Consider the following 26,347-nt stretch of genomic DNA (forward strand, 5'->3'; position numbering starts at 1 on the left):
CGCCTGTCACAATGGATCGCGATGTCCGCGACACCCCGACCGGGACCCGAGAACCCGCCCGCCCGCCCGACGCGCTGGTGGCACAGCCTGCAGGCTGAGTCGACCCGCCGGGCGCTGCTGCTGACGGCACTCGGCGGGCTGTTGATCGCGGGCATCATCACCGCGCTGCCGCAGGCCGATCCGGCCGGGGGGCTGACGGCGAACTCGATCTCGCTGGGCCCGCGCGGCAACGACACGTTCGACCACGCCAAGAGCGGGGACTGCCTGAACTGGCCGGAGCGCACCCCCGACGCCGCCCAGATCGTCGACTGCACCACCGAGCACCGCTTCGAGGTCGCCGAGTCGGTGGACATGCGCACGTTCCCGGGCAGCGAGTACGGCCCCGACGCCGCCCCGCCGTCGGCGGCGCGCATCCAGCAGATCAGCCAGGAGCAGTGCTCCGCCGCGGTCCGGCGCTACCTGGGCGCGAAGTTCGATCCGAACAGCCGGTTCACGATCAGCATGCTGTGGTCGGGCGACAAGGCCTGGAAGCAGTCGGGTGAGCGCCGCATGCTGTGCGGGCTGCAGCTGCCGGGCCCCAACAACCAGCAGCTGGCCTTCACCGGCAAGGTCGCCGACATCGACCAGTCGAAGGTGTGGACGGCGGGCACGTGCCTGGGCATCGACCCCTCGACCAACCAGCCGACCGACATCCCCGTCGACTGCGCGGCGCCGCACGCGATGGAGGTCACCGGAGCGGTGAACCTCGCCGAGAAGTTCCCCGGCGGGCTGCCGGCCGAAGCCGACCAGGACTCCTTCATCAAGGACACCTGCACCAAGATGACCGACGCCTACCTGGCGCCGATCCAGCTGCGGAACACCACGCTGACGCTGATCTACAGCACGATCTCGCTGCCGAGCTGGTCGGCGGGCAGCCGCCAGGTGTCCTGCAGCATCGGCGCCACGCTCGGCAACGGCGGGTGGTCGACACTGCTCAACAGCGCCAAGGGCCCGCTGATGATCAACGGTCAGCCGCCCGTGCCGCCGCCGGACATCCCGGAGGAGCGCCTCAACCTGCCCCCGATCGACGTGCCGCAGGTGCCCGACTCGTCGTCGCAGTCCAGCAGCTCGAGCAGCGGTTCGTCGTCATCGTCTTCGTCATCGTCGGACCAGAGCACCGGCAGCGGGCAGCAGACCCAGCACATGCCGCAGCTGGCGACGACGGCCGCGCCGACGCCCACCGAACAGGCCCCGGCCACCGACCAGGCGCCGCCGCAGGGCAACACGTTCCTCAACGGGCCGCCGCCACCCCCGCCGGGCGCACCCCTGGACGGCCCGCCGCCCCCGGCGGACGTGCCTGCCCCGCCCGCGCCGGCGCCGGCCGAACCGCCGCCGCCCGCACCGCTGCTGCCACCGCCGCCGGGGACCTGACCCGGTGGCCGTGCGGATGAGTCCGCAACGGTTCGACGAGTTGGTCGGCGACGCGCTGGATCTCATCCCGCCCGACCTGGCGGCGGCCATCGACAACGTGGTGATCCTCGTCGCCGACCGCAACGCCGACGAGCCGGAACTGCTCGGGCTCTACGAGGGCGTGGCGCTGACCGAACGCGACTCCTGGTACGCCGGCGCCCTGCCGGACACCATCACGATCTACCGGGACGCCCTGCTGGACATCTGTCACAACGACGACGAGGTGGTCAACGAGGTGGCCATCACGGTCATCCACGAGATCGCCCACCACTTCGGCATCGACGACGACCGGCTGCACGAACTCGGCTGGGGCTGAGCGCCGCCTTCCTCGCGCGGCACCACGATCTCGTCGGGCATCGGTGCTACGAATGGGGTCATGACTGATCAGTGCCGTGCCTGCGCGGCGGGTCTCGAGCACTGCCACGGTGCGGTGATCCACCACGCCTACCGTCGGGACGAATGCACCGAGGACGGGTGTCTCACCCCGCCCGCGGCGCACGACATGCACCTGGACTGCAGCGCGGTCGGCTGCGTGTGCGACGAGGTCGGTGCGGTGTCAGCCCATCGGGTCGGCTGACGAGCCCGCCGAGTCGCCTGCCGTCGTCACCGAGGCTTCCGGCCCGAACGGCGGGGTCAGGCTGCCCCACTGCACACAGCTCCACCGGCCGTCGGTGACCGGCGCGAGGATGACCGCCTCGGCGTTCGTGAGGTGGTGGTCGATCGCGAAGCCTGCCTCCACACCGGCCAGCACGGCCGAGACCAGCCTGATCGCCGCGCCGTGGCTGACCACCACGATGTCGCCGCTCCAGGCGTCGTCGTCGAGGTAACGCATCCGCAGCTGGTCGAGCACCGGGACGTAGCGCTCCAGCACCTGGTGCCCGTTCTCGCCGCCGGGCAGCGCCACGCTCAGCTCGCCTTCGTGCCAGCGCCGGTAGATCGCGTTGAACTCGTCGTGGGCGGCCTCGTCGGCGCGGTCCTCGAGCTCGCCGACCTGCACCTCGTGCAGGCCCTCGAACGCGTGCGGACCGTCCGGGGTGCTGCGGATCGCGCCATGGATTTCGCTCGCGGTCTGCACCGCCCGCGTCGCGATCGAGTGGGCGATCATGCCGGGCGGCTCGGCGAGCGTGCCGGCGAAGCCACGGGCCTGTTCGCGGCCCAGGTCGGTCAGTTCGGCCCCGGGCGGGCGGGTGTCCAGGCGGCGCGCGACGTTGCCGTGCGACTGCCCGTGCCGGACCAGGACGAGCCGGCCGCTCACGGCGTGCCCTTCCGCAGCCCGTCGAGCCACGCCGACGCCTCGTCCAACGCCGGTGGCGGCGTGCCCGCGGCCTCGCCGGTGGGCCACGATCCGAGGTAGCGCACGTCGGCGCAACGGCGGTGCAGCGCGCGCAGGGCCTCGGCGACCGGTTCGTCGTCGATGTGGCCGACGACGTCGAGGAAGAACATGTACGTGCCCAGCTCGACGCGGGTGGGCCGCGACTCGATGCGGGTCAGGTCGATGTCGCGGATCGACAACTCCGACATCGCCGCGACCAGCGCGCCCGGCAGGTTCTCCAGGCGCAGCACCACCGACGTGCGGTCGGCGCCGGTGCGCTTCGGCGGTGTCGCGGGCACGCCGACGAGGACGAACCGGGTCCGGGCGTTGGCCTCGTCGACGACGTCGGCGGCCAGCGCCTCGAGGCCGTAACGCGCAGTGGCCAGCGCGGTGCTGACGCCGGCGTCGGCCCTGCCGTCGGCCACCTCGGTGGCGGCCGCGGCGTTCGAATGAGCAGGCACCAGAACGGCTTTGGGCAGATGGTCGGCCAGCCAGCGCTTCACCTGGGCGGCCGCCACCGGGAACGCGGCGACCGTGCGGATCTCGTCGGCGGACGTGCCGGGACGCACCGCGATGGTGAACGCCACGTCGAGGGTCAGTTCGGCGAAGATCTGCAGCGGCGACCCGGCGGCGAGGCTGTCCAGTGTCGGCAGCACCGAGCCCTCGATCGAGTTCTCGATCGGCACACACGCGAACGCGGCCTCACCGGCGCGGACCGCGGCCAGCGCGGCGGCCGTGCTGTCGGTGGCGATCGGGGTGACCGGCTCGGAGAGGCCGGGGATCAGGCCGTTCGACTCGATCGCGCGCAGGGCCGCCTCGGTGAACGTCCCTTCGGGACCGAGATAGGCGATGCCGGACACGGCGACAGCCTATCGGGTCGCAGTGGTAATCCCGTTCCGCTGCGGGAAAGCCTTGCGCATCCCCGTGATCGCTCCTAAGTTAGGGTTACCTTACCAACGAAAGGGTGACACGATGACTGCACCGACCACCGCAGAGCGGATCCGCAGCGCCTGCGCACGGGCCGGCGGCGCGATGATCGCCGTCGACGGCATCGACCCCACCGCCACACCGGTGCACCACCTGCTCTGCGACGGCTCGTTCGCGGTCACGGTGCCGTCGGCGGGCAGGCTCGCCGCGTCGGTCGCCACCGCCGGCGCGGCCGGCGTGCAGGCGGTGCTCGAGATGACCGACTACGCGCCCATCGCACTACGCGAACCGGTGCGCTCGCTGGTGTGGGTCCAGGGCCGGTTGCGCGATGTCGCCGACCGCGACGTCAGCGAGCTACTCGACCTGATCGCCGCCTCGGACCCGAATCCCGCTCTGCTGCAGGTACATTCCGACGAGAGCCGGTACGTGCTGATGCGACTGGAGATCGAGTCGGTGGTCGCCGCCGACTCCACCGGCGCCGAGTCCGTCGCCGTCGGCGACCTGCTGGCCGCCCGCCCGGATCCGTTCTGCGAGATGGAGTCCTGCTGGCTGCAGCACCTGGAGTCCGACCACCGCGACGTCGTCGACCGGCTCGCCAACCGGTTGCCCGGCGCTCTGCGGCGCGGACGGGTGCGTCCGCTGGGCCTCGACCGGTACGGGGTCGCGCTGCGGGTGGAATCCGACGGGGGCGACCACGATGTGCGGCTGCCGTTCGCCGCGCCGGTCGACGACGTCACCGGGCTCAGCCAGGCGATCCGGGTGCTGATGGGGTGCCCGTTCCTCAACGGTCTGCGCGCCCGACGCGTCTGAGCGGACGCACCGCTACCGTAGCTGCGGTGAGCTCGCCCGCCGACCAGCTGACCGATGCGCAGCGCCGCGCCCTGCGCATCGAGATCGCCGTCGTGCTGGCGGTGACCTTCGCGCTCAGCGCCTACACCGCGCTGCTGCGGCTGATCGAGGCCGTCCTGCTCGGACTGTCCGGGCAGACCGTGGCGCTCAACCCGCGCCGCTCGCCGTTCAGCCTGATCGACCTCGGCCTCAACCTGGCCGGGCTGTTCCAGCTGTTGGCCTGGGGCGGGCTCGCGCTGTACCTGCTGTGGCGCGGCGGTGACGGACCCGCACGCATCGGCCTGACCCGAATCCGTTGGCGCTCCGACATTCTCGGTGGTGTCGGGCTCGCGCTGATGATCGGCGTTCCCGGTCTGGCGCTCTACCAGATCGCCCGCGTGCTCGGGGTGAACGCCTCGGTCGAACCGGCCGAACTCAACGACACCTGGTGGCGCATCCCGGTGCTGCTGCTGCTGTCGTTCGGCAACGGTTGGGCCGAAGAGGTCGTCGTGGTGGGCTTCCTGCTCACCCGGTTGCGCCAGCTGCGGGTCAATCCCTGGGTCGCGCTGGTGATCTCGAGCCTGCTGCGCGGGACCTACCACCTGTACCAGGGTTTCGGCGCCGGGCTGGGCAACGTCGCGATGGGGCTGGTGTTCGGCTACGCCTGGCAGCGCACCGGCCGACTGTGGCCGCTGATCATCGCGCACACGCTGATCGACGCGGTCGCCTTCGTCGGATACTCGTTGCTCGCCGGCAGACTGGGCTGGTTGCAGTAGGTTCTTGCTGTGACCGACAAGCGGCCGCCTGTCCCGGGGCCGGTTCCACCGCCGCCGCCGCGGGGACATCCGCCCCGGCGTGAGCCGCCGCAGTCGCTCCGGCGCGATCCGCGCTACCGGCCCCCGCCACCGGTGTGGCCGCCGAATCCGCCCACGCCGCAGCGCAGGCCCGCCGCCCCGCCCCCGGCGCCCCCGCAGGCCCGGCCGTCGCGGCCCCCCACACCCCCACCGCCGCCGCCACCGCCGCGCGCCCGCCGGCCAGTGCCGCCTCCTGCCCCACCCGCACCGCGCCGCACCCGCGGCCGCGTCCGGCGGTGGCTGCGTCTGGTGCCGGTGGTCCTGCTGGTGGTGTGCCTGGCCCTGGTGGGCGTCGGCGTCTGGATCGACACGTCGCTGCGACGCATCCCCGCGCTCACCGACTACGCCGAGCGCCCCGCCCAGGGCGCCGGGACGACGTGGCTGCTGGTGGGCTCCGACAGCCGCTCCGACCTGACCCCCGAACAGCAGGCCGAGCTCGCCACCGGCGGCGACCTCGGAAACAGCCGCACCGACACGATCCTGCTGGTGCACCTGCCGGGCCTGGGATCGAGCACCCCGGCCACGATGGTCTCGATCCCCCGCGACTCCTACGTCCCGATCCCCGGCTACGACAGCGACAAGATCAACGCCGCGTTCTCCCTCGGCGGTCCCGCGCTGCTGACCCAGACGGTCGAGGAGGCCACCGGCCTGCGGATCGACCACTACGCCGAGATCGGCTTCGGCGGCTTCGCCGGCCTCGTCGACGCGGTCGGCGGCGTCACCGTCTGCCCCACCGAGCCGATCAGCGACCCGCTGGCCGGTATCGACCTGCCCGCAGGCTGTCAGCACGTCGACGGGCAGCAGGCCCTCGGCTTCGTCCGCAGCCGGGCCACCCCGCGCGCAGACCTCGACCGGATGGCCAACCAGCGCGCGTTCATGTCGACGCTGGTGCACCGGGCCGCCAGCCCGTCGGTACTGCTCAACCCGTTGCGGTGGTACCCGATGGCGAGCGCCGCGGCCGACACCGTCACCGTCGACGACGGCGACCACATCTGGGACCTGGCCCGGCTGGGCTGGGCGCTGCGCGGCGACATGCAGAACATCACGGTGCCGATCGGGGAGTTCACCGAGAACGGCTCGGGCTCGATCGTCGTGTGGGACAGCGACGCCGCCCAGCAGCTGTTCTCGGCCCTGGCCTCCGACGCCCCGATCCCGCAGGACGTACTCGACGCCGCGAACCCGTAGCGGCGTCAGTCGCGGCCCGCGCCGGTCAGCCCATTCTGCAGCCAATCCTTGGTGCGGCCAGGGTGATTCGTCGCGATCCACGCCACCCCGAGGTCGCGGCAGTACTGCACGTCCTCGTAGTGGTCGACGGTCCAGCAGTACAGGGCGCGGCCCTGCGCCGCCGCCCGGTCCACCAATTCCGGATGCGCGCGCAGCGTGGCGATCGACGGACCGACCGCGGTGGCGCCCACCGTGGTCGCCGCGCCCCCGCCGAGATAGCGGGAAGTCTCCCCGAGCAACACCGTCGGCAGCAGCGGTGCCGCGCGGCGGATCCGCCACACCGCGGCCGCGGAGAACGACATCACCACCGCACGGGACAGATCGGCGGACGCCGGCGACGCGATCCCGTACCGGTGCAGCAGGGCCAGCACCTTGCTCTCCACCAGCGCGCCGTAGCGCACCGGGTGCTTGGTCTCGATGAACATCTTCACCGGCCGGTTCCAGTCGAGGACCAGCGACACCAGGTCGTCCAGCGTCAGCAGACCCGTGTCGCCGTGGCTGCCGTCCGGGCGCCAACTGGGGTGCCACGCGCCGTAGTCGAGTTCGCGCAGCTGCGCCAGTGTCATCTCACTGACCAGACCCGAACCGGTGGACGTCCGATCCAGCCGACGGTCGTGCACGCACACCAGATGGCCGTCGCGGGTCAGCCGGACGTCGCATTCGACGGCGTCGGCGCCCTCGTCGAGGGCACGCTCATAGGCGGCGTGGGTGTGCTCGGGCCGGTCGGCGGAGGCGCCGCGGTGGGCCACCACGAAGGGGTGGCCGTCGGACGTCCCGCCGGAGCTCATACCGTTATGCTGCCGGGTTCTGCCCTTCGGGCTCAACCGCACGCGCGGGATCGTCGGTTTTCGTGTCCTCGGCGGTGTCCTTCGGGCCGGCTGCGGCGACCATCACCCAGCGCTTGGACGGCCGCTCCACGGGCTGGCGTTCGAAGCCCAGGAACACCTGCAGGACCAGCAGCACCGCCGCGGCGGCGAACAGGTAGGCCACGATCGTGACCACGGTGTTGTCGGCGATGCCCTGCGGATCCGTGGTGAAACTGGTGGCGATCGAGAACAGCGACACCGCGGTGCTCGCGATCCACACCACCCACCACACCACGATCGGCCGGCCCATCCACCGCTGCCGGTTCTCGACGTGGGCGAGTTCGAGCACGAACACCGGCGCCCACGCCAGATTGACCAGCGGAATCAGGCTCCCGGCCCGCAGCGCCCACGACGGCCGGGGGTCCTCGTGGTGATGATGGGCGTAGGCCGCAGCGCGGCGGGCCACCAGCCAGTTCGACAGCAGCAGCGCGCTCGCCACCACCATGAAGATCGCCACCACGCTGATGGCGACCCCACCCCAGGTGGCGATGCCGGCCACCCACGGGTTGAGCAGCACGGTGCGGTTGATGATGAGCAGCACGTACCGGATCAGATGGACGAACGCGGCCGCCGCGAGCACCGCTGCCGTCGTCACCAGCGTCATCCGGACCGCGTTCAGCGACGGACCGGTGCGGACCGGGCGCTCCTCGGTGGGTGTCTCGAAGTGTTCGACCAGGCCCCAGCGCGGGATCGTGGCGTAGCGCGGTGTCGGGCCGAGCGCGCGACGGGGGCGCCGCGGCGGGGGCGGGGTGCCCGGCCGGACCGCGACCCAGCGGAAGCCCGACGGCAGAGCAGATCCGGGCCGGCGCTGCGCAGGTCCGGCCTGGCCGCGGCTCCACTCGGGCGAGGAGGCAGGGCTCCCGGGCGCGAGCAGCGTCCCCCGGCAGCGCGGACACCACACCCGCTGCCGGTCGCGCACGTTCCACCGCGTCCCGCACTGGGAGCAGACCTGGATCATCCGGCCAGCTTAATGTCGGCGTCTGGGAGCCGGTTCAGACCGCGCCCGTCCCGCCGTCGTCGGTGACCACCGGCCGGCCGGCACCGGCCCAGGCGAGCATGCCCCCGCTGACGTTGACGGGACGGTAGCCGTTGCGCGCCAGATACTGGGCGACCCGCTGCGAGCGGCCCCCGGCGTGACAGACGACGAACAGCTCGGCGTCGGGCGGGATCTCCGCCATCCGGGCCGGGACGTCGCTCATCGGGATGTGGCGGGCGCCGGGCGCGTGCCCGGCGCGCCACTCGTCGTCTTCGCGCACGTCGAGAAGCACCCGCGCGTCGTCGGCGTCGTCGAACGCCGACGGCACCTGTTCGATCGCGGCCTGCGGCACACCGGTGTCGTCCATGTGGCCATGCTGACATGCGCCGGACGCAGGGCACCAGCATTGCCGCTCCGGCAGCAATATCGTCCCCGCGGCGCACGCTATCCACAGATTCCACAGGTTCATCCACAGGCCGCAACGGCGGCGATCCGGCGATGAGCCGCTCGATCGGCGCGTGGACCGCCTCCGGTTGTGGATAACGGGGCCGCGAAACGCCGCGGCGATTCACAGCCCTCTGGCAGGACAGGAAACGAACCGAGCGAAATGCCTCGTACGACTAACGAATTGATCTGCGTCGGGCGAGCGCCCCGGTCGATTTTTCCGCGGCGAACAGATGAGGTTATGATCGCGATCACAGGGTTGAACATGTGACCGATCTCACTGGGGTGAAGACTTGGGGGAGGTATCAAGCGTGCAGGTGAGGAGCGTCTGATGGCGCAGTCGTCGATGGGTTCGGGATCCGCTTACCCGCCGTCGGAGTGGCAGACGTCCTCGCGCGTCTACACCCGCAGCCAGTTGATGGCGTTCCTGCGGGCGGGACTGATCGCTCTGGTCCTGCTCGGTGTGCTCGCCGTGCTCGTCCTGTTCTGACCCACCCGCCTCAACGGGCTGACCGCACCGTCCACAGCACCCGGTAGGACTGCGCCGCCGGCACCCAGCCGAACACCCGCGAATCAGTCACCCCCGGCGCGCCCGCGTTGTCGGACACGGCCTCGAACGTCGTGCCCTCCGGTGAGCGACGCACTCCCCCGACCCGCTTGATCAGATAGCGCGTCGACATCCGCGGGTCGGGGAACACCCGCAACTGCCCCGTCTTCGGGGTGCCGCACCGCACTGCGAGCAGTCCGTCGCCGGGCACCAGAGTCGGGCGCATGGAGTCCTCCACGACCACGAAGCGCCGCACCGGTGAGCCGTGCGGAAAGAGCCGCCGCCCCTGGTTACGCCTCATGACCTTGAGGGTAAGTTAGGACCATGCTGCATCGACTTTTCGCCAACGCCACCCCTGCCCATGCCCACTGCGATCTGTACTGCGGCGTCTACGATCCCGCGCAGGCCAAGATCGAGGCGCTGTCCTGCCTGAAAACGATTCAGAAGTACCACGATTCGGACGATGAGCACTTCAAGACCCGCGCGATCATCATCAAGGAGCGGCAGGCCGAAGAGGTCAAGCACCACCTGATGGTGCTGTGGGCCGACTTCTTCACCAAGGACCACTTCGAGCAGTTCCCGAACCTGCACCAGCTGTTCTGGGACGGCGTGCACGGTGCCGGCGACGTGAAGAAGTCGCTGGACGCCGCCGTGGCCGAGAAGCTGCTCAAGACGATCGACGAGATCTCCGACATCTTCTGGCAGACCGACAAGGGCAAGCAGATGGGCGTGTACCCGCCTGCCTGATCTCTTCCGCACATCCACGTCACCCGGCCCGGTCGTTCGTCGACCGGGCCGGTTTTCGTCGGCGCGTCCGGCCGTAGCCCTCGTGTCCACTTGCGCGTCACCGGGAATCTGCCGCATCCTGAGCAAATCGACCCACAGACGTGTCTGCTTTTGCTCACCGATGCCGGGAGGCGAGATGGATTTCGGGTCCGGTCGGGCGATCGAGATCGCACCGTTTCATTCGCGCGGGTCGCTGAAGGGGTTCGTGGTGTCCGGCCGCTGGCCCGACTCGACCAAGGAGTGGGCGCAGCTGTTGATGGTCGCGGTCCGGGTGGCCTCGCTGCCCGGCCTGCTCTCCACGACGACGATCTTCGGTGCGCGCGAGGAACTGCCTGACGAACCCGAACCGGGCACGGTCGGTCTCGTCCTCGCCGAGGGAACCGTGGTGGGCGACTCCGCGGTCGCGCCCGGGCACTTCGCCGAGCGCCAGCCGCCCGCGCTGCTGATGCTGCATCCGCCGTCGGAGACCACGCCGTCGCTGCCGGAGTGCAGCGGTGCCGCGTCAGGGTGCGTGCTGCTGCCCGGCCTGCCTCATCTCGGGCTCGAGCATCGCGCGGCGTGGGTGGAGGCGGAATCGGACGGCACCGTGACGTCGATGGTCAGTCGCGTCGGTGTCGACCCGATCAGCCATCCCGACACGGCGATTCTCGCGATGCTTCTGGCCGCCTGAGCCACCCATTCCGTCGTCTGCCACTGGCTACTGACAACTTTCCCGCCTGAGCCGCGCCCCATCGCGGCGGGCGTTTGCGCGCGACGAGGAATGGAGCACGCGTCACGCCGTCGTGTGCGCGGTGACACACCTCACGTCCAGCAAACGTTGCTCCGGGGGTCCGGGGTTTCGCGAGCGGTTGCCGGCAACGGATCGCGCTTCCCCAAAGCCGCCACCTCTGGAAAAGCCGCGCGTATGCTTGCTACGGAGGCGTTATTATTTGCCTAACTGCACCTTGCCGCGGGGGTGGGAGGTGTCCACGTCGACGTCGTTCACACGAGCAGCGGCGGAACGCGACGCGAGCCTGGGAGCAGTTTTCTGTGGTTTGCACTTGGTTGTGGACACATCTGTCGCTACGATGATCAGCAAATACGCCGCCCCAAAAACCCGCTCGTCTGTATGTGGAGGTCAATCCCATGAGCAACACGTTTGCCGCTCGACTCAACCGCTTGTTCGACACCGTCTACCCGCCAGGACGCGGCCCCCACACCTCCGCCGAGGTGATCGCGGCACTCAAGGCCGAGGGGGTGACCATGTCGGCTCCCTATCTGTCACAGCTGCGTTCCGGCAACCGCACCAACCCGTCCGTCGCGACCATGGCCGCGCTTGCCAACTTCTTCCGGATCAAGCCCGCCTACTTCACCGATGACGAGTACTACGAGAAGCTCGACAAGGAGCTGACGCTGCTCGCCGGAATGCGCGACGAGGGCGTTCGCCGCATCGCGGCACGCACGGTGGGCCTGTCCGCCGAGGCGAAGCAGGACATCGTGCAGAAGGTCGACGAGCTGCGCCGCAAGGAGAACCTGGAGGATTAGCCTCCGTCACTCCGGCGGGTCGTGACGGCGAAGATCGCCCCTCGACCTGCCGGAGTCGAGAGCGCGGTACTGACGGGCGATTTCGAGAATCCACTCCCGATCGGAGTAGCTCGCCGGCTGCCGTAACCAGGGCAGGCCGGGGAATTCCTCCCCCAGCGCGATCCACGCCGCGATGGCGGCCGCCTGTTCGACCGGGGCCACGTCGGGTGGTGCGGCGATGTCTGCGAGATCCTCCTCGCCGTCCGTATCCACCTCTCCCACCTTCGCGCCACCACCGCTCGCCTCGACCCGCTGCAGCGCGCCGGACGCCGCGGTCGCCTCCAGGAACAGCGCATCCGAGATCAGTGACATGCGCTCCGCCACACGGAAGACCAGCGGCCCGCGCGGGCGGACCCCGATGCCGACGTCCGGGTGCCGACGGCCCAGTTCGGTCAGCAGCGGTTGGATCGTGCGCAGCTCGCGGCGCGCACCGAACCAGTCCTCGAGGCTGGGCAGCAGCGAGCCCGCGGCCACGATCAACATCGCGCAGCCCAGCAGCGTCGCCGCGGCGCCGACCCCGACCAGGCCGCTGGTGCCCACCGCGCGCAACAGGAAGAAGGCCAGCGCCGCGACGATCAGCACGATGCCGACGGTGAACACGAACAGCGCCCGGCCCCGTCGTGTCCGATTGCTGTGTCGCAGGCCCGCCCAGGCCACCAGGCTGAGCGCGAGCATGACGTACAGCAGCGGCAGCAGCCACGGGATCGACGTGCCGTCAGAGCCCAGGCTGCGCCGCAGATACTCCTCGGGCGCCATCTCCGGCTCCCGACCCGCGGCGAAGAACACCGCCAGGCTCGCCACCGCGATCAGGGCCGCCACGCCGTACTGCACCATCGCCAGTTTTCGGGCCGCCGCCGGGGAGCGCAGCGACGAGACCGTCGTGATCATCACGCAACTGCCCGCCGCGCAGGCGATCAACGCGACCTGGCTGAGGCCCATCGAGATGTTCGGCCAGCGCAGCAGCGTGTCGATCAGCAGCGTCAGCGGCTGCCAGTTCAGCGCCGCCACCACGCCGAGGCTGCCCAGAGCCAGGATCATCGCGGTGCTGACCAGAGACTGCTTGTTGACCAGCGCCCATCCGATGCGAAGTCCGGTCGCCAGGCCGAGGAGGCCGGCGATCACCCAGACGATCAACCAAACGCCTCTCCGAGCCGCACCTGAACGATCGAGGAGCGGTCCGACGGCAGCCGGCCCAGCCGGTAGATGAGCAGGGCGGCGAAGTCCTCGGCTTCCTGTTCGGCGTCTTCTCCGCTGGGTCCCATGCATCCGGTGCGCTGGTTGAGCATGTAGCCGATGAGTTCCGAGCTGGCCACCTCGGTGTTCTCCCGGGCCGCCTGCGTGACAGGGATGCCCTCGTGCCCGAGCACCAGGTGGCCCAGTTCATGGGCCAGCGTGCGGTCCCACGCGGGCAGGCCCTGCTGGATGAGGAAGACGTCGCGGTCGGCGTACTGCCGCCACTGCCCGCACACGCCCGGCGGCAGGTCGCCGGAGGTGAGCTCGATGGGCCGGTCGCGGTGGGCGCTGACCGCCTCGACCAGGCGGGGCAACGAGACTTCGCCCCGGCGCGGGGCCAGGTCGAGCACCTCGCTGACCGCACGGGTGACGCGTCGGCTCGCAGGCATGGCTCCCCTTTCCAACCCTTTTCGACCCGTTCGGACCCAGTCCGATGTTTCCACTATGCGCTGCTCACCCCGTCGGAGTGAACGAAACCCCTCAGTTCATGAATCGTGCTGTGCCGCGCGCCCGCAGCGCCTGGCCGGCCTTGGCCTGGCGGTACCCCAGGAGGCCGCCCAGGGCGGTGAGCACGACGATTCCGACGACACCGGGCAGCGCGAGCGCCGCGAGTTGCGACGTACCCGCGGTGCGCAGCGCCTCGCCGTAGCCGATGCGGCCCGACGGGGTCGCCGGCGCTCCGGGCGGCGCCTCGGGCGCCGGCGGCGGCTGCCGCGCGGGTGGAGGTTCGGCGACGACCCTGCGCGGCGCGGCGGGCGCCCCGCCGCCGACGGCGGCCGGCGTCGCTGCACCGCCGGTGCCTGCCGCGACGGGAACGGTCAGGAGGGGCGCACTGATCGGCGCGCCGGTGCCGGCGGCCGGCAGCCCGACGCCGGGGATCGTGTCGATCACGTCGGGGTCGAACGGGACCTCGACGGGTGGCCGGGTGCCGACCGGCCCGCTGCCGAGGCGCGGTGGTCCGCCGGGCCGCGGCACGCCCACCGGGCGGTCACTGCCGCCGCCCGCGCTCGACGGGTTCGGCGCGCCGGGCGGATCCGGATCGTCGTCCGGCCACGGCCACGGCCACGGCCAGCCGGGCCCGCAGTCCTTGCCGCCGTCCCGGCAGGGCCGCCGGACCTTGGCGTCGCTGACCGTCGGATCCTCGTCGGTGGCGGCGATGTCGGGGGCCGGCGCCGCCTCGTGGTCCGGGTCCTCGGCGGCCGGAGCCGCGGGTTCGGCGTCGGGCTGTGCTCCCGCGCCGGTGCCTCGCTCGGGCACGTCGGCCCTGCCGTCGACGCCCCCGGTGGCGCCGGCACCCGTCGCGCCGCCGGAATCCGCCGGGTCGGCGTACGCCGTCGGCGTCCCCGTTGCCCCGGCCCAGACCCCACCGGCGACGAGGCAGGCTGCCGCAGTCGTACGCGCTCGCGAACCCACGTCGTCACCACCTCTCCAGGGGTCTGGAATCGAGAACGCTCGGGAGTGCGTCGATTCTTGCACAGGAAGGAGTTTGCTGACCGCGGTAATTCCGCCGATGCCGGGGCACACCCGGGCCGCTGCGCACCCCGAACGATAGTGTTGTTCAGCGTCACCGCCGCATCTTCGGCGGGACATGCCGGTGGAATGAGTGGAGAGGCCGCAGGGATGAGTCTGTTCAAACGGCGCAAGTCCCGCGCAACCCGCAGGGCCGAAGCGCGCGCGATCAAAGCCAAAGCCAAGCTGGAAGCCAAGCTCTCGGCCAAGAACGAGGTGCGTCGCTTCAAGGCCGAGCAGAAGTCCGCCCAGCGCGCCCTGCGCGCGCAGCTGCGCGCCCAGCGAGACAGCGACCGGGCTGCGCTCAAAGTTGCTGAAACACAACTCAAGGCCGCGCGCGAAGGCAAGTTGTTCTCCCCCACCCGGGTTCGCAGGGCGCTGACCGTCTCTCGTTTGCTGGCACCGGTGGTGGTGCCGCTGGTGTACCGGGCGTCGATCTCCGCGCGGGGGCTGATCGACGAGCGCCGCGCCGACAGGCTGGGCGTCCCGGTCAGCCAGCTGGGCCAGTTCTCCGGCCATGGCGGCGAGCTGTCGGCCCGCATCGCCGGCGCCGAGCAGTCCCTGCGCCAGCTGACCGACAAGAAGCCCAAGGACGCCGAGACCAAGCAGTTCGCCGCCGCGATCAGCGAGCGGCTCACCGACCTGGCCGCCGCGGTCACCGCCGCGGAGAACATGCCGCCGGCCCGCCGCCGCCCCGCCCACGCGGCGATCGCGCAGCAGCTCGACGGCATCGACGCCGATCTGCTGGCGCGCCTGGGCGTGGCCTGACCCGTTGTCCAGCCCGTCGGTTCGGCAGGGGGCGCTGCTGCGCGGAGGCGCGGCAGCCCTGCTGACGACGGCGCTCACGCTCGCCGCGCACGCTCTGGGCGGCGGCGGCCTCCCGTCGGGTCCCGCCATGGTGCAGCTGCTGCTGGTGGCCGCCACGGTCGGCGCCACCGCAGCGGCGCTGCCCCGCACCGGCGATGTCCGGCTGATGACATTGGTGCTCGCCGGCGGGCAGCTCGCGGGCCACGGAATACTCAGCGCCGCAGCCCATCACGCGCACGCAGACCCAGCGCCGCTGTGGGCGATGGCCGGCGCGCACCTGGCCGCAGTGCTCGTGGGCGCCGCCCTGATCTGCGCCGGCGATCGGTTGTGCCGGGCGCTCAGCCGTGTCGTGCGGCGAACCCTGGTGCACCTCCCGCCGCCGGTGTCTTCCGCGCCGGCCGCCGCCGTCGGTGACGCCGACCAACCACTGTTCTCGGCGCTGGTGCTCGTCTCCTCGTTGTCGCACCGGGGTCCGCCTGTCGCGGCCTGACCCCGCGACAACTGACGGACACCTCACAGAAAGACGACATTCGATGAAGGCACTTCATCGTGGGTCAGCCATGCTCACCCACGTTCTCGCCGCCGCCGCACTGGCGAGCGGTCTGTTCCTGGGGGCACTGACCTCCGCCGGGCCCGCCTGGGCCCACGCCGCGCGGATCGCCGGCGATCCCGCCGACAACGCCGAACTGGCGCAGTCCCCACCCCGGGTCAGCGCGACGTTCAACGAGGAGATGCAACCCGAGTTCGCGGCGATGACGGTGGTCGGTCCCGACGGCGGGCAGTGGGGTCAGGGCACCCCGACCGTCGACGGAGCGGTGATCAGCGTCGGCGTCCGCGGCGGTGCGCCCGCCGGGACGTACACCGTCAACTACCGCGCGACGTCGGCCGACGGTCACGTGGTCACCGGATCCTGGTCCTACCGCGTGACGACGGCGGCCACCGCGTCGGCGGCGCCGGTGTCGTCCCCTGTCGCGGCTCCGGAACCGGCGGCGGCGCCGTCGTCCTCCGGAGGGCTGCCGGCGTGGCCGTTCGCGGTGGCGGCGGTGGCCGTGGTGGCGGCGGGCGCGGTGTGGGCGGTCCGGCGCAGGTCGTGACGCACCGCCGGGCGGTGGCGGGCGGTGTGCTCGTCGCCGGGGCGGCGGGCGTACTGGCCTGGGCGCTGGCCTTTCCCGGTGCGTCGCTGACCGTGGCGCTGGTCAGGGGGTTGGCCGACTGTGCCGCCGTGGTCGCCGTGGGGCTGGCCGCCGTGCCGGCGCTCGACGGTCCGCGCTATCGCGGCGAGTTGCTGCGCCGGGCCGCCGCGCCGCTGGCCGCCGCGTCGGCGGTGTGGCTGGCGGCCGAACTGGTGCGTCTCGTGCTGGCCGCCGCCGAGGCCGCGGGCAGCAGCGTCGCCCGCGTCGGGGCGCACACCGTCTGGGACTTCGCGGTGCACACGGCGCCCGGCAGGGCCGGCCTGGTGACCGTCGCGGCGGCGGCCGCAGTGTGTGCCGCGGCCTGTTTCGCGCCGCGGACCCCTGCGGTGGCCGCTGCGACCGCCGGCGCGGCGGCCATCGGCGTCGCGGGCCACCCGCTCACCGGGCATCTGGCCGATCAGCCGTTAGCCGGGGTGGCCATCGCATTGCATGCGCTGGCGGCGGCCGTGTGGTGCGGTGTCCTGGCTGCCCTCGTCCTTACCGTCGACCACCGCGGTCAGTGGGCGCGGGTATTGCCGCGGTTCTCGCAGCTGTCGCTGGGCTGCGTCGCGGTGCTGCTCGGCGGCGGCGTGGTGGCCGGGCTGGCGCTGCTCGATGCGCCCGGCCAGCTCATCGGCACAGGCTGGGGCCGGGTGCTGAGTGCCAAGATCGCCCTGACGATCGCGTTGACGGTGCTCGCCTGGCGCAACCGCGCGCACTGGCTGCCCGCGGCCCGGGCGCACCGCTCCAGCGCCGAGGTGTCCCGTGCGCGGGCCTACACCGAACTGGCGCTGATGGCCGCGGCGCTGGCAGCCGCCGCGACGCTCGCGGTGACGGGCTGACACCGAGACAGCCGTCACGGGTGACCTGGCATGATTGGGGCACCCTGCCGGTGCAGAGACGTCGAAGGAGCAGCGACATGGCGGAGCAGTCGGATCGGCCCGAGGACGGGCACGATCCCGCACGCCCGGAGCCCGATCCGGTGAACAAGGCCCCCGCGAAGAAGGCACCCGCCAAGAAAGCTCCGGCGAAGAAGGCCGCGCCTGCGAAGAAGGCTCCGGCCAAGAAGGCACCCGCGAAGAAGGCTGCTGCGCCTGCGAAGAAGGCCCCGGCCAAGAAGGCGCCGCCGACGAAGGCCCCGGCCACCCCGGTGGCACCGCCGAAGGACGCCGATGCACTGGCGACCGCCGCCAAAGAGGCTGCGGCGCAGGCGAAGTCCACTGTCGCCACCGCGAGCACCGCTGTCACCGGCCCGCCCCCGGTGCCGCGTGACACGCCGGCGTCGTCGCGCCTGCCCGTCGCCGCCGCGGTGATCACCGGTGTGCTGGCGGTCATCGTGGTGCTGCTCGCTGCGCGGCGCAACCACGACGACTGACCGTCGCGCCAACGGGTTTCGTCGTCGCGGCATAATGGCGCGGTGACCTTCACCCCTCGCCCCACCGCTGACCTGGTCGACGAGATCGGACCAGACGTCCGCAGTTGTGATCTGCAGATGCGCCAGTTCGGCGGGCGCGCCGAGTTCGCCGGCCCGATCACCACGGTGCGCTGCTTCGAGGACAATGCGCTGCTGAAGTCGGTGCTCTCCGAGCCGGGTGATGGCGGCGTATTGGTGATCGACGGCGACGGCTCGGTGCACACCGCGTTGGTGGGCGACGTCATCGCCGAGCTCGGCCGGTCCAACGGCTGGTCGGGACTGATCATCAACGGGGCGGTGCGGGACGCCTCGACGTTACGGACCCTCGACATCGGCATCAAGGCGCTGGGCACGAATCCGCGCAAGAGCACCAAGACCGGTGAGGGCGTGCGCGACGCCGCCGTCGAGTTCGGCGGTGTGGTGTTCAGCCCCGGCGACATCGCCTACAGCGACGACGACGGGATCGTGGTCGTCGAGGGCTGACGGGACCCTCTAGGCCGAAGTCCGCACCGGCGCTGGGTGTCTGGTGAACCTCAGTGCCGCGTCGTCGACCTTGCCGCGCCGGATCAGTTGGAGGTCGAGCAGGTAGTTCTGCTTGAGACGCCACGGAGTCCGCGAGCCCGCCTTGGGCAGGTAGTCCAGCGCGCGCAGCACGTAGCCCGGGGTGAAGTCCATCATCGGCCGCTCGTCCACGGTGGTGCCGGGGTGCTGCGGCTCGACGGCGTCGAATCCGCCGGCGTCCATGTGATTGATGACGCGGCAGAAGAACTCGGACACCAGGTCGGCCTTCAGGGTCCAGCTGGCGTTGGTGTAGCCGATCGTGAACGCCATGTTCGGCATGTTCGTCAGCATCATGCCCTTGTAGGCCATCGAGTCGTTGAGCACCAGCGGCTCGCCGTTGCGGGAGATCGATGCACCGCCGAACAGCTGCAGATTCAAACCCGTTGCGGTGACGATGATGTCGGCGTCCAGGTGCTGGCCGGAGGCCAGCTGGATGCCGGTCGCGGTGAACCGCTCGATCGTGTCGGTGACGACGTCGGCCTTGCCGGCGCGGATCGTCTTGAACAGATCGCCGTTGGGAGCCAGGCACACTCGCTCGTCCCACGGGTTGTAGCGCGGGTTGAAGTGCTTCTCGACGTCGTAGCCCTCGGGCAGCCGGTGCTTGGCCATGGTCAGCAGTTGCTTGCGGAAGAAGTCCGGGAACCGGCGCGCGATCTGGTACTGCGCGGATTGGGCCAGGATGCTCTTCCACCGGTTCAGCACGTAGGCGGCCTTGGCGGGCAGCCGCTTGTTGGTCGCGACGGTGAACGGATCGACGTCGGGCAGCGCCGCGATAAAGGTCGGGGAGCGCTGCAGCATGGTCAGGTGGCCCGCTCCCGAATTGGCAAGCGCCGGAATGAGAGTGACGGCGGTGGCGCCGCTGCCGATGACGACGATTCGCTTGCCGGCGTAGTCGAGGTCCGCGGGCCAGTGCTGGGGATGAACGATCGGGCCGGTGAAGTCCTGCGCTCCGGGGAATTCCGGGGAGTAGCCCTGGTCGTAGTTGTAGTAGCCGCTGCACGCCATCAGGTAACGCGCGGAGATCTCGACCTGCTCGCCCTCGCGTTCGACGGTCACCGTCCAGCGGCTCTCCGCGTCGGACCAGTCGGCATGGGTGACGTTCTGCCCGTAACGGATGTGCTTGTCGATGCCGGATTCGGCGACGGTCTCCTTGAGATAGGCCATGATCGCGGGCCCGTCGGCGATGGCTTTGTTCGACGTCCACGGCTTGAAGCGGAATCCGAGCGTGAACATGTCGGAGTCGGAGCGGATACCGGGGTACTGGAACAGGTCCCACGTGCCACCGAGGTTGGCGCGGCGTTCCAGGATGACGTAGCTCTTGCCCGGGCAGCGGTCCTGCAGATGCCAGGCGGCGCTGATGCCGGAGATGCCGGCTCCCACGATGACGACGTCGACGAACTCGGTCATCGCGCCACGCTATCAACGGCGCGTCGACGCAGTCAACAGTGCGTCGAAAATATCGACAGGGTGTAAAGTCGGGGAAGTGACGACCACCGGCCACCCCCGATCGACCCGGAGTAGGCGCGCGACGCGTCCGTCCGGCGACGATCGGGAGATCGCGATCCTCGAGACCGCAGAACGGCTGCTGGAAGACCGCCCGCTGGCCGAGATCTCCGTCGACGATCTGGCCAAGGGCGCCGGGATCTCCCGGCCCACGTTCTACTTCTACTTCCCGTCGAAGGACGCGGTGCTGTTGACGCTGCTGGAGCGCGTCATCGCCGAGGCGGACGCCGCGCTGGAGGACCTGATCGCCAACCGGCCCGCGGATCGGCGGGCGATCTGGCGCCGGGGCATCGACGTCTTCGTCAGCACCTTCGGCGCCCACCGCGCGGTGTGCGCGGCGACGGTCGGGGTGCGGAACACGCACTCGGAGGCCCGTGAGCTGTGGGCCCGGTCGATGCAGCGCTGGATCGAGCACATCGCCGCTGTCATCGAGGCCGAACGTGCCGACGGCGCCGCGCCGGTGACGGTTCCCGCCCTCGAGTTGTCGACCGCCCTGAACCTGATGAACGAGTCGGTGATGGCGGCGGCCTTCATCGGTCACCAGCCCTCGATCCCCGATCACCGCGTGCTGGACAACCTCGTGCACATCTGGACATCGGCCATCTACGGCGATCCGACGGGGGATGTCGGCCCCTGATGCGAACATATGTTCGTGTCCGGGGAAGCGAGCATCCTCCACGCTGATCTCGATTCGTTCTACGCATCGGTGGAGCAGCGGGACAACCCGGCGCTGCGCGGCCAGCCGGTGATCGTCGGCGCCGGTGTGGTGCTGGCGGCCAGCTACGAGGCCAAGGCATTCGGCGTGCGCACCGCGATGGGCGGTCGGCAGGCCCGCGCGCTGTGCCCGCAGGCCGTCGTCGTGCCGCCCCGTATGTCGGCGTACTCGAAGGCCAGCGAGGCCGTGTTCGAGGTGTTCCGGGACACCACACCGCTCGTGGAGCCGCTCTCGGTCGACGAGGCGTTCCTCGACGTCTCGGGCCTGCGCCGGGTGTCGGGCACCCCTGTCCAGATCGGCGCACGCCTGCGCGAACGGGTCCGCGACGACGTCGGGTTGCCGATCACCGTGGGGATCGCCCGCACCAAATTCCTCGCCAAGGTCGCCAGCCAGGAGGCCAAGCCCGACGGACTCCTGCTGGTGCCGCCGGACCGCGAACTCGCGTTCCTGCACCCGCTGCCGGTGCGGCGGCTGTGGGGTGTCGGCGCGAAGACTGCGGGCAAGCTCCGCGAGCACGGCATCGACACGGTCGCCGACGTGGCCGAGCTCAACGAGGCGACCCTGAGCTCGATGGTGGGCGGGGCGATGGGTCGGCAGTTGTTCGCGTTGGCCCACAACATCGATCGTCGGCGCGTGGTCACCGGGCAGCGCCGCCGCTCGGTCGGCGCCCAGCGCGCGCTGGGCCGGGCCGGCAACACGATGTCGGGTTCGGAGATCGACGCGGTCGTGGTCAATCTGGTCGATCGGATCACGCGGCGGATGCGTGCGGCCGAGCGAACGGGTCGCACCGTGGTGCTGCGCCTGCGGTTCGACGACTTCGCCCGGGTGACCCGGTCCCACACGCTGCCGAGGGCCACCGCGTCGACCGACGTGATCCTCGGGGCGGCGCGGGCTCTGGTCGCGGCGGCGGGTCCGTTGATCGCCGAGCGCGGTCTGACGTTGATCGGGTTCGCGGTCTGCAACATCGACCGTGACGGGGCCCAGCAGATGGAGCTGCCGTTCACCCATTCCGCGCTGACGGCCGACACCACGAGCATCGACTCGGCCGTCGACCGGGTACGTGGACGCTACGGCAACGCGGCGGTCATGCGGGGCGTGCTGGTCGGCCGTGACCCGGGATGGGAGATGCCGATGCTGCCGGACTGATCAGGACCGGGTCCACTCGAGCAGTGTGTCGGCGTCCCAGGTGTTGACGATGCGCTCGGCGGCGAGCCCGGCGTCGAGCGCCCGCTGAGCGCCGTAGCCGAGGAAGTCCAGCTGCCCCGGTGCGTGCGAGTCGGTGTCGATCGAGAACACACAGCCGATGTCCATCGCGAGGGTCAGCAGCCGGGTCGGCGGATCACGGCGTTCGGGCCGAGAGTTGATCTCGACGGCGGTGCCGGCGTCGCGGCACGCGGTGAAGACGGCTTCAGCGTCGAAGCGGGACTCCGGGCGCATGCCCCGTCCGCCGGTGACCAGGCGGCCGGTGCAGTGGCCGAGGATGTCGGTGTGCGGGTTCTCGACGGCCTTGATCATGCGCCGTGTCATCGCCGGCGCGTCCATCGCGAGCTTGGAGTGCACGCTGGCGACCACGACGTCGAGACGGTCGAGGAGCTCGGGCTCCTGGTCGAGTGAGCCGTCCTCGAGGATGTCGACCTCGATCCCGGTGAGAACCCGCATGGGAGCGACCGTTTCGCGGATCTCGTCGATGACGTCGAGCTGCTCGCGCAGACGGTCGGGTGACAGTCCGTTGGCGATCCTCAGCCGCGGCGAGTGATCGGTCAGCGCGCAGTACTCGTGGCCGAGGTCGCGGGCGGCCAGCATCATCTCCTCGATGGGGGCCGAGCCGTCGGACCAGTTGGAGTGCACATGCAGGTCGCCGCGCAGGGCCGCGCGGATCTCGCCACCACCGAGATCCTGCGCTGACTCGCGTAACTCGACCAGGACGTCGGGCTCCCGGCCCGCCCAGGCCTGGGCGATCACCGTGGCGGTCTTGGGTCCGACCCTGGGCAGCGACTGCCAGCTGTTGGCGGCGCCGTGCTTCTCGCGCTGGGCATCGGTGAGTGCTTCGACGACGTCAGCGGCGTTGCGGTAGGCCATCACTCGCCGGGGGTCCTCCCGGGCGCGGTCCTTGTAGTAGGCGATCTGGCGCAGTGCGGTGACCGGATCCATGCCTCCAGTGTGCCCCTAGAACGGTGCACACATTCGTGTCAAGACCCCTCTCGCGGGGTTGTTAGGCTTTTCGAGTCAAGAAAGGCGGGGGGCTGGTGGGTTTCCTCGACGACGCTTTCGATGTCGTCCATGGCGGAGCGAGCACGGTCGCCGACACCGCTGGTTTCCTCGGCGATGTGTTGACCGGGGACGTCCACGGCGCCGTGACCAACGGGTCGCAAGTCATCGGCGACGTCAACGACGTCCTTCAGGGACTGGAGGGTCTCGGCGCGAGTCTGGGTCAGGTTCCCCGACGATTCGCCGAGAGCACACTCGTCAAACTGACTGATTCCCCACCCATCGATGCAGCCTTGATGGCGATCGAGGCGATGAAGGCGACGACGGGCAGCGGTGCGCCGGAGGACGGCGAAGGGTTTCGCGCCTCCGCCCACCTGCTCGAAGAAGCCGTCGACCTGTTGATCGATGCGAAGCCCCACGACGATCGTTGGAGCGGCGACGCGTCGGGTATCTATCTGGACAGGGCGGTCACTCACAAGAACCTCACTTCGAGGGTGCAGGTCGCCGACGGAGAGATTCAGCGGATCTTGAGCGACGAAACAGATGAGGTGTCGCGTACCCGGTCGACACTGGACAACACGTCGCAGCATCTCCAGGACTTCGCTCTGTCGACCTCATGGATGAATGTCGTGCCCGGTGGACGAGCAGCGAAACTGTCCGTCGACTCGGCCGCCGCAGCAGCCGGATTGGCAACTGCCACATTCACTGTGGCGAACCTGGCGCAAGCGTCGTTCTCCAACGCCGCAAAGATCCGCAGTCAACTCCACCACTATCAGGACGCGGCACAGGAGAAGCTGGACCTCGCTACGGGCGCATGCGATCCCTTCATCGATGCCAAGAAGGACATACAACCCGGTCATCGACCTCGCCGACTCGATCCACGCCGCGATTACGAGGTGCCCACGCCCCTGGAACCGATACCTTTCGGTCCGCCCGCCACCCCATACGGGGTGACGGCAACTCCGCCCGCCACAGCAGGTTCGGCGCCACCCTCACCAACGCCTTCCTCGGTCATACCGACGCAAGCGCAACGCGTTGTTGGCCGAGGCAGGACCGCCGCCGCGGCGGGCTCCACACCTGCACCCCCGTCCAGGTCGTATCGGCGTCAGGAGACGTCGTCCGGCGGTGCACGAGCTGCGGGCGTCCCCGGTGCACGCGCGCCACTCGGAGCGGAGCAGCAGCACGCCGATCAGGTCACTGCCACTCCGAACGGAGAGCGATGAGTGACTTCGAGAAGAATCTCGCTGTCTTGACCGACCACGTGCGCTGGCTGTCCTCGAAACAGCGAGCTGCAGCCGGTCGCATCACCGTTGCCAACCAGAGCGTCAGAGACACGGCGAGCAGCATGTGGAGTTCCCACGGAATCGTCTGTGCACCAACCAACATGGCGGTTGCAGCGGCACAAAGCGCCCGGGCGGAGGCGGGAGCGACGCTCCACAAGATCTCCGAGGAACTGGCCACGAGGCTGACCGATGCGGCAGACAACTACGACGATGCTGACTACCGCTCGGGCGACAACATCGGTGCGTGCGGGCTGTGAACATGAGGTGGGACGCACACGAGGAACTCTCCGGGGACACACTCGACGATGCCGCGTTGGATGCCCTGACGGCCGGCCCTCCAGCTCCCGGAGATGACCGACACGACCACGACACCGTCACCACCTTGATGTTCACAGCGGTGAATCCAGAGCAAACGGTGGGCGTCACCGTCCTGCTCGACGGTACGGTGCTCTCCGTCGACCTGACGCCATCTTGCGCCAGATACACCGAATGTGAACTCGGCGAGGAGATCTCGGGGATCACCGAACTGGCGCGGCTACAAGCCCGCGCCGCCCAGCACGTGATCGTCACCGGAATCATGCAGAATCTGGGACACGATCAGATCGCTGTGCGTAGCCATCTGGAGAACGAGCTCGGATTGCCTTCGCCCGACACCGTTGCTCTGAGGAGGGCTGAACTGTTCTCCGCGCGCCACACAGGCATCCACGGATGATCAGCCGACTCATCGCGAAAAGCTTTGTGTCGCTCACACTGAGCACTGGGCTGGCGGTTCTCGTAGCGGCATGTGGCGGCTCGTCGACACATCGTGAGGCAGCAACAGCTCCGCCCGCATGGCAACCGCCCGCGCCGAGTCTCCACGGCGACCTGTCTGCCGCACCCGTCCCCGGTTGGCGGACGAAGTTGATCGACATGTTCAGTGCCTCAGCGTCAGCGCGGCCGCGAGATCTCGCGATTCCATCGCCGATGGAAGCGGTCCCGTACGTCGGCGATCTCGCCGGGACAGGATTCTTCATCGCCAAGGAAACGACGACTCCTGACACGCAATGGTGGCTGATCGCCGTGAAGACCCGCGACGGGCAACCGGCCTTTCCACCAGTTTCGTTGAACACGACGTCGGAGCCCCCCCGGTGCTTTCTCAATGTCGACAGCGTGCTGTGTCTGAACGATTACAGAGCGCCGGTCACGGCGTGGGTTGTCGATGCGACAAGCGGCCGCGTTTCCTATCAGGGTCCGACGGATCTGCGCGTCGACGGCGCCGATCTGACCGTGCGGCAGATCGGGGTGGCCAGCGTCGCGACCACTCAGGGACAAGGTGTGTTCGGCGTCGGTCCGCGGGCCACCACCTCCTGGTTCGTGCCGGGCGACGGCGACATTCCCCCCAATGCGCTTGACGAGCCCGGCGCGACGGGTTTCCTTACCACGCAAAGCGCCTCGGATCCTCGAAGCTCCGCCAAGACCGTGTTCTCCGCTCGAGACGGCCGTGTCGTTACACCCCCGGTCGCGGCAGGCGCTGAGGTTGACGAAGCGGTCACCTACCCCGGTGGTTTCGCAGCCGAAGTGACGACCGACGACGGGCCCACAGAGGTGCAGTTCTTCGACGAGGAGGGACAGCGTGTCGGTGACCGCGGTCAGTCAGGGCGCCTCAGCACGGCGACGCTGACTTATCCCATCGTGGAGGGCGACAATGGCAAATGGATGGTGTTCGCACCCGATGGCACGCGCATCCTGGAGGCCGATGGTGAAGTACCAACGGGAGTTCGGGTGGTCGGTGACGTGTTGTTCGCCAACAGAACTAGCAACGCGAGCTTTCCCGAGTGGCAGCAATACGATTGGCGTACAGGGAAAGAAGGAACGACATGTCCGTTCGACATGCGGAGTCGGTATCGCGGTAGTGACGACGAAGTCGGGGTGTTCGCCGTGGACAATCCTCAGGCAGGAATTCTCGCCAGAGGTCGGAGTCTGTCGACCTGCGACGAGTTATGGTCACTGCCTGCGCGCGCGGACTCCTCGGCCCAAATCTGGCATATCGATACAGCCCTCATCAGATCATCTGATGACGGAGACGAATTGATGTCGCTCGTCCCACGCAACCAGTGAGCTCTACCGCCATGGACCGCGCCGGCAACTCGGCAGAACTGCCGGGTCCTGAGCGATGAGCAGTCGATG

33 protein-coding genes are annotated in these 26,347 nt (G+C 70.0%); 22 read left to right on the plus strand and 11 right to left on the minus strand.

Annotated elements, in window-relative coordinates:
• The first annotated feature begins 21 nt into the window (after positions 1-21).
• Genes MCHLDSM_RS23495 through MCHLDSM_RS23505 form a run of 3 tightly spaced genes read left to right on the plus strand, consistent with a single transcriptional unit; the run spans position 22 to position 2,026 of the window.
• On the plus strand, positions 22-1,410 hold the full coding sequence (locus MCHLDSM_RS23495; RefSeq protein ID WP_048472238.1) for a septum formation family protein: 1,389 nt from the start codon (positions 22-24) through the stop codon (positions 1,408-1,410).
• A gap of 4 nt (positions 1,411-1,414) precedes the next feature.
• The gene (locus tag MCHLDSM_RS23500; RefSeq protein ID WP_048472239.1) at positions 1,415-1,765 is read left to right on the plus strand and encodes a metallopeptidase family protein; all 351 of its coding nucleotides are present in this window, start codon (positions 1,415-1,417) and stop codon (positions 1,763-1,765) included.
• 60 nt (positions 1,766-1,825) lie between these two features.
• On the plus strand, positions 1,826-2,026 hold the full coding sequence (locus MCHLDSM_RS23505; RefSeq protein ID WP_048472240.1) for a hypothetical protein: 201 nt from the start codon (positions 1,826-1,828) through the stop codon (positions 2,024-2,026).
• On the opposite strand, the gene MCHLDSM_RS23510 is transcribed toward MCHLDSM_RS23505, so the two are convergent.
• Complete coding sequence (locus MCHLDSM_RS23510; RefSeq protein WP_048472241.1) at positions 2,006-2,704, minus strand: histidine phosphatase family protein; 699 nt, start codon at positions 2,702-2,704, stop codon at positions 2,006-2,008. The genes MCHLDSM_RS23505 and MCHLDSM_RS23510 overlap by 21 nt on opposite strands.
• A complete protein-coding gene (gene pheA / locus MCHLDSM_RS23515) occupies positions 2,701-3,621 on the minus strand; it encodes a prephenate dehydratase (RefSeq protein ID WP_048472242.1) in 921 nt (306 codons plus the stop codon). Before pheA ends, MCHLDSM_RS23510 begins: the two co-directional genes overlap by 4 nt.
• Before the next feature lie 112 nt (positions 3,622-3,733).
• Here pheA and MCHLDSM_RS23520 point away from each other — a divergent pair, with 112 nt between their 5' ends.
• The 3 genes from MCHLDSM_RS23520 to MCHLDSM_RS23530 are packed head-to-tail and all read left to right on the plus strand — an operon-like array spanning position 3,734 to position 6,555.
• On the plus strand, positions 3,734-4,498 hold the full coding sequence (locus tag MCHLDSM_RS23520; RefSeq protein WP_048472243.1) for a DUF2470 domain-containing protein: 765 nt from the start codon (positions 3,734-3,736) through the stop codon (positions 4,496-4,498).
• A 26-nt stretch (positions 4,499-4,524) separates the two neighbouring features.
• A complete protein-coding gene (locus MCHLDSM_RS23525; protein WP_048472244.1) occupies positions 4,525-5,292 on the plus strand; it encodes a CPBP family intramembrane glutamic endopeptidase in 768 nt (255 codons plus the stop codon).
• 9 nt (positions 5,293-5,301) lie between these two features.
• Positions 5,302-6,555: an LCP family protein gene (locus MCHLDSM_RS23530; RefSeq protein WP_174545702.1), complete on the plus strand. Its 1,254-nt coding sequence runs from the start codon at positions 5,302-5,304 to the stop codon at positions 6,553-6,555.
• A gap of 5 nt (positions 6,556-6,560) precedes the next feature.
• On the opposite strand, the gene MCHLDSM_RS23535 is transcribed toward MCHLDSM_RS23530, so the two are convergent.
• From MCHLDSM_RS23535 to MCHLDSM_RS23545, 3 genes are read right to left on the minus strand one after another with little or no spacing between them, the layout of a single operon-like run.
• Positions 6,561-7,382, minus strand: a complete 822-nt coding sequence (locus tag MCHLDSM_RS23535) for a glycerophosphodiester phosphodiesterase (protein WP_048420983.1) — start codon at positions 7,380-7,382, stop codon at positions 6,561-6,563.
• A gap of 4 nt (positions 7,383-7,386) precedes the next feature.
• Positions 7,387-8,418, minus strand: a complete 1,032-nt coding sequence (locus MCHLDSM_RS23540; RefSeq protein ID WP_048472245.1) for a DUF4328 domain-containing protein — start codon at positions 8,416-8,418, stop codon at positions 7,387-7,389.
• 34 nt (positions 8,419-8,452) lie between these two features.
• Positions 8,453-8,803, minus strand: coding sequence for a rhodanese-like domain-containing protein (locus MCHLDSM_RS23545; protein WP_048472246.1), 351 nt, complete (start codon positions 8,801-8,803; stop codon positions 8,453-8,455).
• A 408-nt stretch (positions 8,804-9,211) separates the two neighbouring features.
• Here MCHLDSM_RS23545 and MCHLDSM_RS38585 point away from each other — a divergent pair, with 408 nt between their 5' ends.
• Positions 9,212-9,370 (plus strand): hypothetical protein, encoded by a 159-nt coding sequence (locus tag MCHLDSM_RS38585; RefSeq protein ID WP_165762024.1) that lies wholly within the window; start codon positions 9,212-9,214, stop codon positions 9,368-9,370.
• Positions 9,371-9,380: 10 nt separating this feature from the next.
• On the opposite strand, the gene MCHLDSM_RS23550 is transcribed toward MCHLDSM_RS38585, so the two are convergent.
• Positions 9,381-9,728: a S26 family signal peptidase gene (locus MCHLDSM_RS23550; RefSeq protein WP_268782041.1), complete on the minus strand. Its 348-nt coding sequence runs from the start codon at positions 9,726-9,728 to the stop codon at positions 9,381-9,383.
• Positions 9,729-9,751: 23 nt separating this feature from the next.
• Between MCHLDSM_RS23550 and sodN the strand changes: the two genes are divergently transcribed.
• From sodN to MCHLDSM_RS23565, 3 genes are all read left to right on the plus strand, one after another.
• Positions 9,752-10,174, plus strand: coding sequence for a superoxide dismutase, Ni (gene sodN, locus MCHLDSM_RS23555; protein ID WP_043413591.1), 423 nt, complete (start codon positions 9,752-9,754; stop codon positions 10,172-10,174).
• Positions 10,175-10,349: 175 nt separating this feature from the next.
• The gene (locus MCHLDSM_RS23560) at positions 10,350-10,883 is read left to right on the plus strand and encodes a hypothetical protein (RefSeq protein WP_048420978.1); all 534 of its coding nucleotides are present in this window, start codon (positions 10,350-10,352) and stop codon (positions 10,881-10,883) included.
• Between the two features lie 455 nt (positions 10,884-11,338).
• Positions 11,339-11,737, plus strand: a complete 399-nt coding sequence (locus MCHLDSM_RS23565; protein ID WP_043415751.1) for a helix-turn-helix domain-containing protein — start codon at positions 11,339-11,341, stop codon at positions 11,735-11,737.
• A 6-nt stretch (positions 11,738-11,743) separates the two neighbouring features.
• Here MCHLDSM_RS23565 and MCHLDSM_RS23570 read toward each other — a convergent pair whose 3' ends face one another.
• The 3 genes from MCHLDSM_RS23570 to MCHLDSM_RS37840 all read right to left on the minus strand — a co-directional run bounded on the left by MCHLDSM_RS23570 (position 11,744) and on the right by MCHLDSM_RS37840 (position 14,422).
• Positions 11,744-12,910 carry a hypothetical protein gene (locus MCHLDSM_RS23570; RefSeq protein ID WP_048472247.1) on the minus strand — a complete coding sequence of 389 codons (1,167 nt, stop codon included), beginning with the start codon at positions 12,908-12,910 and terminating at the stop codon, positions 11,744-11,746.
• The gene (locus tag MCHLDSM_RS23575) at positions 12,907-13,398 is read right to left on the minus strand and encodes an ImmA/IrrE family metallo-endopeptidase (protein WP_048472248.1); all 492 of its coding nucleotides are present in this window, start codon (positions 13,396-13,398) and stop codon (positions 12,907-12,909) included. The genes MCHLDSM_RS23570 and MCHLDSM_RS23575 overlap by 4 nt, the downstream gene beginning before the upstream one ends.
• A gap of 91 nt (positions 13,399-13,489) precedes the next feature.
• Positions 13,490-14,422: a hypothetical protein gene (locus tag MCHLDSM_RS37840; RefSeq protein ID WP_053083070.1), complete on the minus strand. Its 933-nt coding sequence runs from the start codon at positions 14,420-14,422 to the stop codon at positions 13,490-13,492.
• A gap of 207 nt (positions 14,423-14,629) precedes the next feature.
• On the opposite strand from MCHLDSM_RS37840, the gene MCHLDSM_RS23585 reads away from it, so the two are divergent.
• From MCHLDSM_RS23585 to rraA, 6 genes are all read left to right on the plus strand, one after another.
• Positions 14,630-15,286 carry a DUF6474 family protein gene (locus MCHLDSM_RS23585; protein ID WP_048419477.1) on the plus strand — a complete coding sequence of 219 codons (657 nt, stop codon included), beginning with the start codon at positions 14,630-14,632 and terminating at the stop codon, positions 15,284-15,286.
• A 4-nt stretch (positions 15,287-15,290) separates the two neighbouring features.
• Positions 15,291-15,815, plus strand: coding sequence for a hypothetical protein (locus MCHLDSM_RS23590; protein WP_234714170.1), 525 nt, complete (start codon positions 15,291-15,293; stop codon positions 15,813-15,815).
• 70 nt (positions 15,816-15,885) lie between these two features.
• Positions 15,886-16,419, plus strand: coding sequence for a copper resistance CopC family protein (locus tag MCHLDSM_RS23595; protein WP_234714171.1), 534 nt, complete (start codon positions 15,886-15,888; stop codon positions 16,417-16,419).
• Positions 16,395-17,339 (plus strand): CopD family protein, encoded by a 945-nt coding sequence (locus MCHLDSM_RS23600; protein WP_407661867.1) that lies wholly within the window; start codon positions 16,395-16,397, stop codon positions 17,337-17,339. The genes MCHLDSM_RS23595 and MCHLDSM_RS23600 overlap by 25 nt, the downstream gene beginning before the upstream one ends.
• A gap of 77 nt (positions 17,340-17,416) precedes the next feature.
• Positions 17,417-17,872, plus strand: a complete 456-nt coding sequence (locus MCHLDSM_RS23605; protein ID WP_048472250.1) for an MMPL family transporter — start codon at positions 17,417-17,419, stop codon at positions 17,870-17,872.
• 42 nt (positions 17,873-17,914) lie between these two features.
• Entirely contained in the window at positions 17,915-18,394 is a 480-nt protein-coding gene (gene rraA, locus MCHLDSM_RS23610) for a ribonuclease E activity regulator RraA (protein ID WP_048472251.1), read from the plus strand.
• A 9-nt stretch (positions 18,395-18,403) separates the two neighbouring features.
• On the opposite strand, the gene MCHLDSM_RS23615 is transcribed toward rraA, so the two are convergent.
• Entirely contained in the window at positions 18,404-19,879 is a 1,476-nt protein-coding gene (locus tag MCHLDSM_RS23615) for a flavin-containing monooxygenase (RefSeq protein ID WP_048472252.1), read from the minus strand.
• A 76-nt stretch (positions 19,880-19,955) separates the two neighbouring features.
• Between MCHLDSM_RS23615 and MCHLDSM_RS23620 the strand changes: the two genes are divergently transcribed.
• A complete protein-coding gene (locus MCHLDSM_RS23620; RefSeq protein ID WP_048472253.1) occupies positions 19,956-20,612 on the plus strand; it encodes a TetR/AcrR family transcriptional regulator in 657 nt (218 codons plus the stop codon).
• A 9-nt stretch (positions 20,613-20,621) separates the two neighbouring features.
• The gene (dinB, locus tag MCHLDSM_RS23625) at positions 20,622-21,836 is read left to right on the plus strand and encodes a DNA polymerase IV (protein WP_048472254.1); all 1,215 of its coding nucleotides are present in this window, start codon (positions 20,622-20,624) and stop codon (positions 21,834-21,836) included.
• Here the strand turns inward: dinB and MCHLDSM_RS23630 are convergent, their stop codons facing one another.
• The gene (locus MCHLDSM_RS23630; RefSeq protein ID WP_048472255.1) at positions 21,837-22,841 is read right to left on the minus strand and encodes a PHP domain-containing protein; all 1,005 of its coding nucleotides are present in this window, start codon (positions 22,839-22,841) and stop codon (positions 21,837-21,839) included.
• Positions 22,842-22,936: 95 nt separating this feature from the next.
• Between MCHLDSM_RS23630 and MCHLDSM_RS37845 the strand changes: the two genes are divergently transcribed.
• From MCHLDSM_RS37845 to MCHLDSM_RS23650, 4 genes are all read left to right on the plus strand, one after another.
• Positions 22,937-24,121, plus strand: a complete 1,185-nt coding sequence (locus tag MCHLDSM_RS37845; protein WP_131722684.1) for an EspA/EspE family type VII secretion system effector — start codon at positions 22,937-22,939, stop codon at positions 24,119-24,121.
• Positions 24,118-24,438, plus strand: a complete 321-nt coding sequence (locus tag MCHLDSM_RS23640; RefSeq protein WP_048472257.1) for a type VII secretion target — start codon at positions 24,118-24,120, stop codon at positions 24,436-24,438. The genes MCHLDSM_RS37845 and MCHLDSM_RS23640 overlap by 4 nt, the downstream gene beginning before the upstream one ends.
• A 2-nt stretch (positions 24,439-24,440) precedes the next feature.
• Positions 24,441-24,893 carry a hypothetical protein gene (locus MCHLDSM_RS23645; protein WP_060937554.1) on the plus strand — a complete coding sequence of 151 codons (453 nt, stop codon included), beginning with the start codon at positions 24,441-24,443 and terminating at the stop codon, positions 24,891-24,893.
• Positions 24,894-25,081: 188 nt separating this feature from the next.
• On the plus strand, positions 25,082-26,278 hold the full coding sequence (locus tag MCHLDSM_RS23650; RefSeq protein ID WP_131722686.1) for a 9-bladed beta-propeller domain-containing protein: 1,197 nt from the start codon (positions 25,082-25,084) through the stop codon (positions 26,276-26,278).
• Positions 26,279-26,347 lie beyond the last annotated feature (69 nt).

This window comes from Mycolicibacterium chlorophenolicum, from assembly GCF_001044235.1.
In the GTDB taxonomy this organism is placed as follows: Bacteria; Actinomycetota; Actinomycetes; order Mycobacteriales; family Mycobacteriaceae; genus Mycobacterium; species Mycobacterium chlorophenolicum.

What these genes read in the sequence shown, in the direction of transcription:
- MCHLDSM_RS23495 (WP_048472238.1), top strand. Translation starts at nt 22, where the DNA reads ATGTCCGCGACACCCCGACCGGGACCCGAGAACCCGCCCGCCCGCCCG.
- MCHLDSM_RS23505 (WP_048472240.1), top strand. Translation starts at nt 1,826, where the DNA reads ATGACTGATCAGTGCCGTGCCTGCGCGGCGGGTCTCGAGCACTGCCAC.
- MCHLDSM_RS23520 (WP_048472243.1), top strand. Translation starts at nt 3,734, where the DNA reads ATGACTGCACCGACCACCGCAGAGCGGATCCGCAGCGCCTGCGCACGG.
- MCHLDSM_RS23535 (WP_048420983.1), bottom strand. Translation starts at nt 7,382, where the DNA reads ATGAGCTCCGGCGGGACGTCCGACGGCCACCCCTTCGTGGTGGCCCAC.
- MCHLDSM_RS23540 (WP_048472245.1), bottom strand. Translation starts at nt 8,418, where the DNA reads ATGATCCAGGTCTGCTCCCAGTGCGGGACGCGGTGGAACGTGCGCGAC.
- MCHLDSM_RS23545 (WP_048472246.1), bottom strand. Translation starts at nt 8,803, where the DNA reads ATGGACGACACCGGTGTGCCGCAGGCCGCGATCGAACAGGTGCCGTCG.
- MCHLDSM_RS38585 (WP_165762024.1), top strand. Translation starts at nt 9,212, where the DNA reads ATGGCGCAGTCGTCGATGGGTTCGGGATCCGCTTACCCGCCGTCGGAG.
- MCHLDSM_RS23550 (WP_268782041.1), bottom strand. Translation starts at nt 9,728, where the DNA reads ATGAGGCGTAACCAGGGGCGGCGGCTCTTTCCGCACGGCTCACCGGTG.
- sodN (WP_043413591.1), top strand. Translation starts at nt 9,752, where the DNA reads ATGCTGCATCGACTTTTCGCCAACGCCACCCCTGCCCATGCCCACTGC.
- MCHLDSM_RS23560 (WP_048420978.1), top strand. Translation starts at nt 10,350, where the DNA reads ATGGATTTCGGGTCCGGTCGGGCGATCGAGATCGCACCGTTTCATTCG.
- MCHLDSM_RS23565 (WP_043415751.1), top strand. Translation starts at nt 11,339, where the DNA reads ATGAGCAACACGTTTGCCGCTCGACTCAACCGCTTGTTCGACACCGTC.
- MCHLDSM_RS23575 (WP_048472248.1), bottom strand. Translation starts at nt 13,398, where the DNA reads ATGCCTGCGAGCCGACGCGTCACCCGTGCGGTCAGCGAGGTGCTCGAC.
- MCHLDSM_RS23585 (WP_048419477.1), top strand. Translation starts at nt 14,630, where the DNA reads ATGAGTCTGTTCAAACGGCGCAAGTCCCGCGCAACCCGCAGGGCCGAA.
- MCHLDSM_RS23595 (WP_234714171.1), top strand. Translation starts at nt 15,886, where the DNA reads ATGCTCACCCACGTTCTCGCCGCCGCCGCACTGGCGAGCGGTCTGTTC.
- MCHLDSM_RS23605 (WP_048472250.1), top strand. Translation starts at nt 17,417, where the DNA reads ATGGCGGAGCAGTCGGATCGGCCCGAGGACGGGCACGATCCCGCACGC.
- MCHLDSM_RS23615 (WP_048472252.1), bottom strand. Translation starts at nt 19,879, where the DNA reads ATGACCGAGTTCGTCGACGTCGTCATCGTGGGAGCCGGCATCTCCGGC.
- dinB (WP_048472254.1), top strand. Translation starts at nt 20,622, where the DNA reads ATGTTCGTGTCCGGGGAAGCGAGCATCCTCCACGCTGATCTCGATTCG.
- MCHLDSM_RS23630 (WP_048472255.1), bottom strand. Translation starts at nt 22,841, where the DNA reads ATGGATCCGGTCACCGCACTGCGCCAGATCGCCTACTACAAGGACCGC.
- MCHLDSM_RS23640 (WP_048472257.1), top strand. Translation starts at nt 24,118, where the DNA reads ATGAGTGACTTCGAGAAGAATCTCGCTGTCTTGACCGACCACGTGCGC.
- MCHLDSM_RS23645 (WP_060937554.1), top strand. Translation starts at nt 24,441, where the DNA reads ATGAGGTGGGACGCACACGAGGAACTCTCCGGGGACACACTCGACGAT.